This window comes from Aquabacterium sp. (assembly GCF_050725395.1).
Lineage (GTDB): Bacteria > Pseudomonadota > Gammaproteobacteria > Burkholderiales > Burkholderiaceae_C > Aquabacterium.
In genome coordinates this window covers 1-11,009 of sequence record NZ_JBOHHL010000068.1, presented here as the reverse complement: position 1 = coordinate 11,009, position 11,009 = coordinate 1, and the positions used below count along the sequence as shown (strand labels likewise).

The following is an 11,009-nucleotide window of genomic DNA, read 5'->3' as shown; positions in this document are numbered from 1 at the left end:
GGCGGGTACTCGGGGTCGATGGGCACGTAGGCGGCACCGGCCTTCAGGATGGCCAGCAGGCCCACCACCATCTCCAGCGAACGCTCGGCCGCGATGCCGACCGCGGTGTCCGGCACCACGCCCAGGGACAACAGCCGGTGGGCCAGGCGGTTGGCCCGTTCGTTGAGTTCGCCGTAGCTCAGCTGCGCCTGGCCGAAGACCACGGCCACGGCGTCTGGTCGGACCTCAGCCTGTGCTTCGATCAGCTCGTGCACCGGCCTGCCATCCGGACGCACCTGTCCATTCACGCTCCAGCTTCGCAACTTGAAGGACTCTTCAGCGTTCAGCAGTTGCACCGATCCCACCGGCTGGTGGGACTGGTTCAACAAGGCATCGACCAGCCAGCGAAGCGCGGCCTGCACGTGGTCGCACACGCACCGCGCACCGATGGCACGGTCGATCAGGGCCTTCAGCTTGAAGCCTTCGCCCTGGTCATCGACGGAGAGGGTGAAGGGGTAGTTGGTGCGCTCTTCGCCCCCCAGGACCTCCACCCCCTCCCAGACACCGTCGTCCCGGGCCTCGTTGGGCAGGCTGTAGCGGTAGTTGAGGATCGCCGAGAACAAGGGCGTTCCGCTGCGCAGGCCGCTGCAGCGTTGCGCCAGCGACAGGCTGGCATGCTCGTGCTGCAAGAGCTCGGTCAAGGCGGTGTGCGTTTCCTTGAGGCATTGCGCGATGCCGCGCGAGCCCAGCTGGATGCGGATGGGCAAGGTGTTGATGAACATGCCCACGGCGCGCGCCACGTCGCCACCACCCTGCATGCGGCCGAACAGCAAGGTGCCAAAGACCACGTCATCCTGCCCACTGCTTTTGGACAGGACCGAAGCCCAGGCCAAGTGGAAAACCGACGCCGGGCTCACGCCGTGGCTGCGCGCCACCTGGCGCACATGGCGTGCCAGTTCCTCGTCCAATGGCACCAATGCCTCGTCGGTCCGGGAGCCATCGCCCTGCACTTCCAGCAGGTTGTAAGGGGCTGTCGGCTCGGTCAAGGTGCCCAGGGTCTGCTTGAAGAAGGCCTCGTGGGCCGCCACCGCGGTCCCCAGGCGGGCCTGAGCCACGAATCCCCGGAAAGGCACCGGCGTCGGTAGTTCTGCCCACCGGCCTTGCTGAACCAATGCGATCTCCTGGCTCAGCAGTTCCAGCGTGGTGTGGTCCAGCACCAGGTGATGGCTGGGCAGTTGCAGCAGCCAGCGGCCGTGTGCCTCGTCCCGAACGGCCAGCGCACGGATCATGGGCGCCTGGCGCACATCGATGCGGAATCGTTCGGAGCGCAGGTAGGCGCCCAGGGACTTGGCCACGTCGGCTGGTGCCTGGGGTTCACCCAGCTCCGCCACCGTCAACCATTCGATCCGCACTTCGGCATGCCGGTGCACCACCTGCACCGGCTCGGGCAGCCCCTCCCACAATACCGCCGTGCGCATCAGGTCATGCCGTGCAATCACCTGGTTGAGGCTGGCGATGAAACGTTCCAGCCGCGCCGTGGTGTCGAACGCGATCAGGTAAGGCAGGATGTAGGGATCGCCATGGGGACGCAGCAGATGGTGGAAGAGGATGCCTTCCTGCAAAGGTGCCAGAGGGTAGATGTCCTGGACATTGGCGGCACCGCTCGCCGCATCCACGATGGCCTGGATGTGCCCTGGTTCCAGCTTGACCAGCGTGAGCATGTCCGGCGTGATGGCTTCGCAAGCTTCGGGGATGCCATTGGGGGGCACCGGGTTCTCGGGCTGGTCCAGGCTCCGCGCCCCGGCCACAGCCTTGGCGAAATCGGCCAGGCGTGGATGCTGGAAGATGGTTTTAGCCTCCATGGCCCAACCATGGCGCCTGACGCGCTCCATGAGTTGAATGGCCATCAGCGAGTGGCCGCCCAGTTCGAAGAAGTTGTCCTGGCGCCCCACCCTGTCGAGCCTGAGCACGTCGGCCCAGATGAGCGCCATGGTCTCTTCGACCTCGCCTTGTGGCGCCTCGTGAACGTCTCTCGACAAGGAGGCTTCTGGCAGGGACAGCGATTTCCGGTCAACCTTGCCATTGGCGTTCAATGGCAGGTTCGCCAAAGGCACCCAGAAGCTTGGGATCATGTAAGCGGGCAGCAGATCCTTCAGGTGACTCCGCAAGGATTCCCGCCAGGCCGGCAAGCCTGGTGCGCCCGCTTCGGCCAGAGACGGATCGGCAGGCACGACATGTCCGACCAGCCAACGCTCGCCGTGCTCGTCTTCATGAACGGTCACGGCCACATCATGGATGGCGTCGAAGCGGGCCAACTGGGCCTCGATCTCGCCCAGTTCCAGGCGCTGTCCGCGGATCTTGACTTGTTGATCCGCCCGGCCCAGGTACTCCAGCACGCCATCGGCACGCCACCGTGCCACGTCGCCTGTGCGGTAGAGCCGCGCACCAGGTTCGCTTGACAAGGGGTGCGGAACGAAGCGCTCTGCGGTCAGCCGGGGCTGGTTCAGGTAGCCACGGCTCACCCCCACACCGGCCACGTACAACTCGCCGGCCACACCCGGGGGCAGCAGGTCCAGTTGGTCATCCAGCACGAGCAAGCTGGTGTTGTCCGTCGGGCGCCCGATGGGCAGCAGGTGCTCGTGCCGGTCTGGCGGACCATTCACCAAGTGCAGGGACACATCATCAGCACATTCGGCCGGACCATAGGCATTGACCAAGGGCACGGCGGGATAGCGCTCGAACCATTGGCGCGCCATCTCGGCCGTCGATGCTTCGCCCGTGGGCAGCAGCCAGCGCAAGGCTGGCAAGGGCACCACCGGGGACGACAGCATCGCCTGGATCAGCGACGGCACGCTTTGCAGCACGGTGATGCCACGGTCTTTCGCGCACAGGAGCAAGGCCTCTGGATCCCGGGCGATGTCATCGGGCACGATGTCCACACAGGCACCGCACAGCAAACCGGCCAGCAATTGCCAGACCGAGACATCGAAACTCTGAGAGGCCGTCTGAGCGATGACGTCGTCCGGCCCCAGGCCCAGGTAGGGCACCTTGCTCAACTGGTTGTTGAGCATGCCGGCCTGGGTGACCACCACGCCCTTGGGCTCACCGGTGGAGCCTGAGGTGTAGATCACGTAGGCCGCCTGATCGGGCCTGGTCGGTGAAGGTGAGAAGCCTTCCGGCGCGACCATGGCGACGAGTTCTTCGTGAACCAGCACCTTGGGGGGAGTCGCCCACGTTGATAGAACGGCCTCCAGCTCGGGAACCAGGGCGGCCACGGTGACCACCACGGTGGCCTGGCTGGAAGCCAGGATGGCGGCCAGGCGTTGTGCGGGGTGCTTGCGGTCCAAGGCCAGGTAGGCACCACCAGCCCGGAACACCCCGAGGACGGTGCTCAGGAATTCGAGCCCACGGTCGGCGTACATGGCCACCACGCAGTCCGAGCGGACACCGTTCTGCTGCAAGCCATGGCCAATGCGGTTCGCCACGGCATCCAGCTCGCCATAACTGAGTGCGCGGTCCAGGCAGCGCACTGCCGTGCGTGCAGGATGCAGGCGCGCCTGCGCCCGGAACAGTTCGGCATGGCCCTGCTCGAAGGGATGGTCGGCCTGGGTGCCTTGGCCTTGCGACAACAAGCACTGGCGCGCTGAATCGGGCAGCAAGGTCAGCTCGTGTCCCTTGCCCCCGGGGTTGTCGATCATCTGCATGAGCAGGTGGTGGAAGTTGGCCACCAGGCGATCGACGTCGGCCGCCTCGAAAAGCCGGGCGTCGTAAGACAACTGCAGCACCAGCGATTCACCGGGCGCGATCACCACCGTCAAGGGATAGTTGGTGTGGGTGCGGTTGCCTTTGAACGAGACTTTCAGGTCTTGCGCCTTGCCGGTCACGCTGTCGTCGACGGGCGCATTCTCGAACACGAAGATGCTGTCGAACAAGCCGCGGCCACGCGGCACACCGCTCATGGCCTGGATCTCGACCAATGGCAAGTGCTCGTGCTGGCGCATGACCAGGTTCTTGAGCAACAGATCGCGCAGCCACCCGACCACGGGAACCTCGGGCGGCGGCAACTCCACCCGCAAGGGGATGGTGTTGATGAACAGGCCCACCGTCTCCTGAATGCCGGTGAGCTCCAGCGGCCTGCCGGCGACCGTGACGCCAAACACCACCTGTGCCGATTGCGTCAGCCGGCCCAACAACAGGGCCCAGGCGCCCTGCACCACCGTGTTCACGGTGAGCTGGTGCTGGTGGGCAAAGTGGTGCAGCGCGGCGGTTTGCGCCTTGGTCAAGGCACGGCTGGCGTCGGCGACCGTCGCCAGGGCGTCCGAACGGGCTTGCTGGCGCTGGTAAGGCATCGGGGTGACCGTGTCGACGTCCCGAAGCTCCGCCTGCCAGTGGGCGCGCGAGGCGTCTTCGTCCTGGCGCTGCAGCCAGGCGATGAAATCTCGGTAAGGCCTGGGCAAGGCGGGGTCGGCGACCTGCCCCTGCCGGGCCGCTTCGTAATGCAGGAAGAACTCGCGCAGCAGCAGTGAACGACACCAGGCGTCCATGAGGATGTGGTGGAAACTCTGGAGCACGTAGAACTGGGCCTGCGCCACACGGATGAGGCGGACCCTCATGAGCGGCGGCACGGCCATGTTGAAACCGGTGGACAGCTCTTCTTGCAGCAAGGCTTCGATGCGGCGCTCGACCTCGGCCTCGTCAACGCCTTGCCAATCCAGGCATTGGACGGCGGAAGGCACAGAGCGGTGCACCACCTGCAGCGGCATCTCGTCGTTCTGCCAGACAAAGCCCGTGCGCAGGACCTCGTAGCGTTCGACGACGCGGTCCCAGGCCTGCGTGAAGGCCCCGACGTTGATCTCCGAATCGAAACGGTAGCGGTCCTGCATCAGGTACATGCCCGAGCCGGGGTTGACCAGCGTGTGCAAAAGCAGGCCCTGCTGCATGGGCGCCAGCGGATAGATGTCCTGGACGTTGGAGGCCGGCAAAGCCAGGCCAGCCAGTTGCTCGCCCGTCACCTTGGCCAGGGGGAAGTCCGAAGGCGTCACGCCCTGCGCACCACCGATGCAATGGTCGATCAGGGCTTCCAGTTCCGCCTGGAAGCGCTCGGCCAGGTCGCGCACCGTCGCCTCGTCGTGGATGGCGGCGCTGTATGTCCAGCTCAGGCGGAGTTCGCCCCGGTGCATGACCGCCCCGACATCGAGCCAGGTCCGGCGCCGACTGGTGGGCGAGCGTTGCTGGCCCGAATGCTCACGGGCCAGGCGCCACACGGCGTCCGCGTCGACACTCTGGTCGAACTGGCCCAGGTAGTTGAACGTGACCTGCGGATAGGCCGCATCGGCCAAAGAGCGTCCCGCTTCCGTCAGGTAGCGCAGCACGCCATAGCCCAGGCCTTTGGCGGGCACCTGGCGCAGTTGCTCCTTGATGGCCATGAGGCTGGCGCCCAGCTCGGGACTCGCCGGTGTCAGCCGCACGGGGAACAAGGTGGTGAACCAGCCCACGGTCCGGGACAGGTCGATGCGCTCATCCAAGGGCTCGCGTCCGTGGCCTTCCAGCTCGACCAGCACGCTGTCGCGTTCGGCCCAATTGCACAAGGTGCGGGCCAGCGCCGTCAGCAGCACGTCGTTGATCTGGGTTCGGTAGGCCTGGGGCACTTCGATGAGCAACTGCTCGGTGCGCTCTTCGTCGAGCGTCGTGTCGAGGGTGCGCGCATCGGACACGAGGTTGCTGCCCGAGGCATCGCCGGGCAAGGGTGGCTCCGCGATGCCGGCCACGGCTTGCCAGTAGGGCAACTCGGCGAGGAGCGCGGCACTTTGGGCGTGCTCCTGGAGCGCCTGCGACCAGTCCCTGAAGGAACTGGTGCGCGCCGGCAGGTCCACCGCCTGGCCTTCGCGCAGTTGCCGGTAAGCCGTCTGCAGGTCTTCCAGGATCACCCGCCACGAGACCGCGTCGACGACCAGGTGGTGGGCGACCAGCAGAAGGCGGCCCGCCCGGCCCGCGCCCAGGTCCATCCACACCGCCTTGAAAGGACGGCTCAAGCTCAGGCTGCGTTGGGCCAGGTCCGCCGCCGCCTTGATGGCGGGCGCCACCTGGCGTTCCGCGGACAAATCCAGGCGTTCGAAACAGGCGAAATCGGTGGCGGGCGCACAGGCCTGGTGCCAGGCGCCAGCGCGTTCCTCGAAGCCCAGCCGCAGCGCATCGTGGTGCGCCACCACCTGCTCGACCGCTTGCCGCACCCGGGCTGGCTCCACCACCTCGGCCGCGGCCAGCATCAAGGACTGGTTCCAGTGGTGAGGTTCATCGAAACGCTGCTCGAAGAACCAGTGCTGAACAGGGGTCGGGTCGAAGGACCCGCCTTGCCGGTCCAACTCGGCTGCCGCGCTCGCGGCAATGGCCGACGCCGCGGCGGCCACAGGGTCCACCCCGGCCGTCTCCACCGCGATGGCGGCGACTGTTTGCAATTCCATCAGTTGCCTCGGTGTGATCTTGAGCCCGCGTTTGCGGGCCCGCGCGATGATTTGCAAAGTGAGGATGGAGTCCCCACCCAGTTGGAAGAAGTTGTCGTGGCGCCCCACCTGCTCCAGCCGCAGCACCTGCGCCCAGATCTCCGCCAGGACCTGCTCGGTCTCGCCTTGCGGCGCGGCGTGTCCTTGCCGCGGCGCCTGCTCGGGATCGGGCAGCGCCTTGCGGTCGACCTTGCCATTGGCGGTCAGCGGCAGCGACGCCATCTCCACGATGGCCGAAGGCACCATGTACTCGGGCAAGGTGCGCGACAGGTCCTCGCGCAAGGCGGCCACGTCCAGTGGCTCGCCAGGCTGTGCAACCGCATAAGCGACCAGTTGGGTGCGGCCATCGGCCGTCTCGCGGGCGATGACTTCAGCCATTGCCACACCGGGCCGGGACCGCATGGCCTGGGCCACTTCTCGCAACTCCACCCGGTAACCGCGCACCTTCACCTGGTCGTCCACACGCCCCAAGAAAGCCAGGCTGCCATCGTCCAGCACCCTGACCCGGTCGCCGGTGCGGTAAAGGCGCTGCCCATCGCCGAAGGGACTGGCGATGAAGCGCTCGGCCGTCTGGCCAGCCCTGGCCTGGTAGCCGCGCGCCACGCCGGCGCCACCCAGGTAGAGCTCGCCCGCCGCGCCCACGGGCACCTGTTGCAGGCAGGCGTCCAGCACATGAGCCTGGCTGTTGGCCAAGGCCCGGCCCACGGGCAAAGAGCCCACATCACGGCCGGCCAGCGCGGCCTCCTGCGTGAGGATGCCGACGGTGGTCTCGGTCGGCCCATAGTGGTTGAGCACCTGGAGGCCGGGACGCAGGGCCATGACGCGGTCGAGCAATGCCCAGGTCGTGGCCTCGCCACCGACGATCAAGCGCCGGGCGGGCAGCACATCCTGAGGATGGGCTGCATGCATCAGTGCCTGCAGGTGGCTGGGCACGATCTTGAGCACATCGACCTGGTGGTCGCGCATGTACTGGGCAAACCGGTCCGGGTCGAAGGCGCGCTCGGCCGAGACCAGGTGCAGCAGTCGCCCCGAGCACAAGGCCCCGAACAACACCGTGTGGCCCAGGTCGGCCGCCACGGTCGAGACCATGGCCATGCTTCGGGCATCCTCGGGCAGGTCCATCCGCGCCAGCACGGCCTGGACGTAGTTGGCCAAGGCGCCATGGCTCACCACCACACCCTTGGGCTGGCCGGTGGAGCCTGAGGTGTAGATCACGTAGGCCGATTGAGCGGGGTGGCCGTCGAACTCGCCCAGGCCCTGCCCGGCTTGCCCGACGGCCGCCGTCAAGTCCAAGGGCAACACGGGCACGCCAGGCGCCCAGGCCAGGGGCTCGGCACTCAACAGCCACGCCGCGCCGCTGTCCTTCACCTGGTAGGCCAGCCGGTCCGCGGGCAGCGCCGGGTCCAGCGGCACGTACACGCCACCCGCCTTGAGCACGCCCAGCAGGCCCACCACCATGGCCAGCGACCGTTGCGCATGCACGCCCACGCGCACCTCTGCCGCGACGCCACGGGCACGCAGATCCGCGGCCAGGTGGTCGCTGAGGGCATCGAGTTCGCCAAAGCTCAAACTGCCGGCCTCGTCCATGACGGCCAGGGCTCGTGGCGTGCGTTGGACGGACTGGCGCCACCAGGTCAGCACGTTCTCACTTGGCACCTCGAACGCGGCATCCTTGGAGGCATCCCGCCATGGCAAGGCACCGACGCAGGTGCCGGGCCGGTGGGTCACCACCCCGATCAATTGGACGAGGAGACCTTCAAACCGACCAGCCAGGCGCCGAACGGTGGCCTCGTCGATGTGCGCGCGGTCGTGCAGGTAGTCGAGGCACAGTTGCTCACCCAGCCGCACACGCAGGGTCAAGGGGTAGTGGTTGCCATTGGCCGTGCGCACGCCGCTGAAGCTCAGGCCGCCATCGGCACCCTGCTTCAAGGCTTCGTCCAGCGGGTAGTTCTCGAACACGATGATCGAGTCGAACAAGGACCGGCCCTGGGCATCGAACTGGCGCTGGACCTGTGCCAGCGGCGTGTGCTCGTGCTCCCGCGATGCCGCGCCTTGGGCCTGAAGCTCGCGCAGCCAATCACCGACGCCCTGCTCGGGCCTTGGCGCTGCCACGACCGGGATCGTGTTGATGAACAGGCCGACCGTTTGGCCGATGCCCGCCAGCGCGGTGGGCCGCCCTGCGGTCGTCGAGCCAAAGCAGACGGCTTCGCGGCCAAGCTGGCTTTGCAGCAGCAAGGCCCAGGCCGCCTGGATCAGGGTGTTGGCGGTGATCCGCTCCGTGCGGGCCACCTTGACCAGTCGTTCGACCTGGTCCGCGCCCAGCGTGGCCGCGTGTTCGCCATGCCCGGCACCGGCCTGGCGGACCGTGGGCAGGCTGTCCACCAGCTTGGTCGGCTGCGCCAGGACACTCAGCCTTTGCTGCCAATACACGTTGGATGATTGCGCATCCTGCTGCTGGAGCCATTGGATGTAGTCGCGGTAGCGGCTGCCTGGCGCCGTGGGCGCGTGCCCGCCGTAGTGCCTGAACACATCGCCCAGGAGCTGCGAGGTGCTCCAGCCGTCCAGCAGCAGATGGTGCTGCGTCCAGATGAAGTGATGCTGCTTGTCGGACACACGCACCAGCACCAGCCGCATCAACGGTGGCTGACCGAGGTCGAAGCCCCGTGCCTGCTCGGACCTTGCCAGGTCGTCAAGCGCCTGCGCGGCGCCTTCACCCTGCGCCCGCCAATCATGCTCGGCCAGCGGCAGTTGCGCCGATGACGTCACCCATTGCAAAGCCTGTTCGCCTTGCATGAACCCCGTGCGCAGCACCTCGTGCCGTGCCATGGCGGCCTGCCATGCCGCCTTGAAGCGGTCGGTGTCCAGCCCGCCGATGTCCGCCCTCAATTGATTGACATAGGCGTCGCTTTGCGCCCCATAGACGCTGTGGAACAGCATGCCCTCCTGCATGGGTGACAGGGGGTAGATGTCCTCGAGCAAGCCAGGCGAGACGGGCCACTGGTCCAGTTGCGCCTGCGTCAGCTTGGCGAGCGGGAAGTCGGAGGGCGTCTTGCCTTGCTCACCGCTGGTGCAATGCGTGATCAGGGTGGTCAGCGTTTCCCGAAGTTGGTCCGCCAGGCGAATGATCGCTGCCCGGTCATGGCGGGATGGGTTGAAGTTCAGGCCCAGCTTGAGTTCGCTGCCGTGAACGCGTCCTTCGACGACCAGTTCATGGCTGGGCCGAGAGGATGGGTCGAATTGAGCACCGCTGGACTCGTCGGCCAGTGGCCAAAGCAACCGTGCCGGGCCCGCGCCATCGATCTGCCCGACGTAGTTGAAGGCAACACGAGGCCGTGGCAATGCGCGAATGGCCTGCCGTTGCGCCAAGGTGCCAAAGTGCTTGAGGAGTCCAAATGACAAGCCTTTGCCGGGAATGTTGCGCAGGCTTTCCTTGACGCGCTTGAGGGCCTCGCCGGGTGCGCCACGGGCATCCAGCGCGACCGGGAACAGGCTGGTGAACCAGCCCACCGTGCGCGACAGGTCGATGTCGTCGAACAGGTCTTCGCGGCCGTGGCCTTCCAGGTCGATCAGGATTTGATCGTGGCCACTCCAGGTGCACAGGGCGCGGCCCAATGCCGTCAACAGCAGGTCGTTGACCTGGGTGCGGTAGGCCGCGGGGGCTTCCTTGAGAAGCTTGCCGGTCAGCGTGGCGTCCAGCTTGAGTTCGACGGTGGCCCGGTGGGCTTCGGTGTCAGGGGCGGGCGAATGGTCGTGGCCCGGCAGTTCGACCGGCACACCAGCCAGGGCCTGCCAATGGTCCAGTTCATCGCCCAGGGTCTGGGCATGGCTTTGCAAGGCCAGGGCCCAATCCCGGTAGCTGCTGGTCTTGGCCGGCAAGCCGATGGCCTGCCCGGCCTGGCTTTGCCCATACGCCACTTGCAAGTCCTCCAGCAGGATGCGCCAGGACACCCCATCGACCACCAAGTGGTGGATGACCAGCAAGAGCCGCCAGCCGCCACCGTCGCCCACCTCGATGGCCAAGGCCCTCAGCAAGGGCCCTTGGGCCAGGTCCAGGCTGCGCTGCGCTTCTTCGCACAGGCTTTCGATGTCCTGCGCGCTGCGCGCCTTGCGCACCCACAGCAGTTCCTGCCATTGGTCGTCGGACACGGGCTCGTAACGCTGTGCCCAGGATCCGTCGGCCGCCTGGGTGTAACGCAGCCTCAGGCTGTCGTGCTGCGCCACCAGCGCCTTCAGCGCAGGGCGCAGGTGCTGGGGTGCCAGCGCCTCCTGGCTGTGCAGCAGCACGGCCTGGTTCCAGTGGTGCCGCGCCGGCACTTCCCGCTCGAAGAACCCGGCCTGGATGGGCAGCAAGGCCACTTCGCCTTCGGCCTGGCTCACGGGGGCCGGGCCCTTCTTCTTGGCTTGCACCGGTTCGGCCACCATGGCCAGTTGCGCCAGCGATTGCCGCTCGAACATCTGGCGCGGCGTGACCTTCCAGCCCAGCGCGCGCAAGCGCGCCACGATCTGCAGGCTGATGATCGAGTCACCGCC

At 66.9% G+C, this 11,009-nt stretch carries 1 protein-coding gene; it reads right to left on the bottom strand.

Going from position 1 to position 11,009, the window contains the following annotated elements; translation table 11 throughout:
• The coding region (locus tag ACREB4_RS20830; protein WP_431590157.1) for an amino acid adenylation domain-containing protein at positions 1 to 11,009 on the bottom strand (11,009 nt) is incomplete at both ends.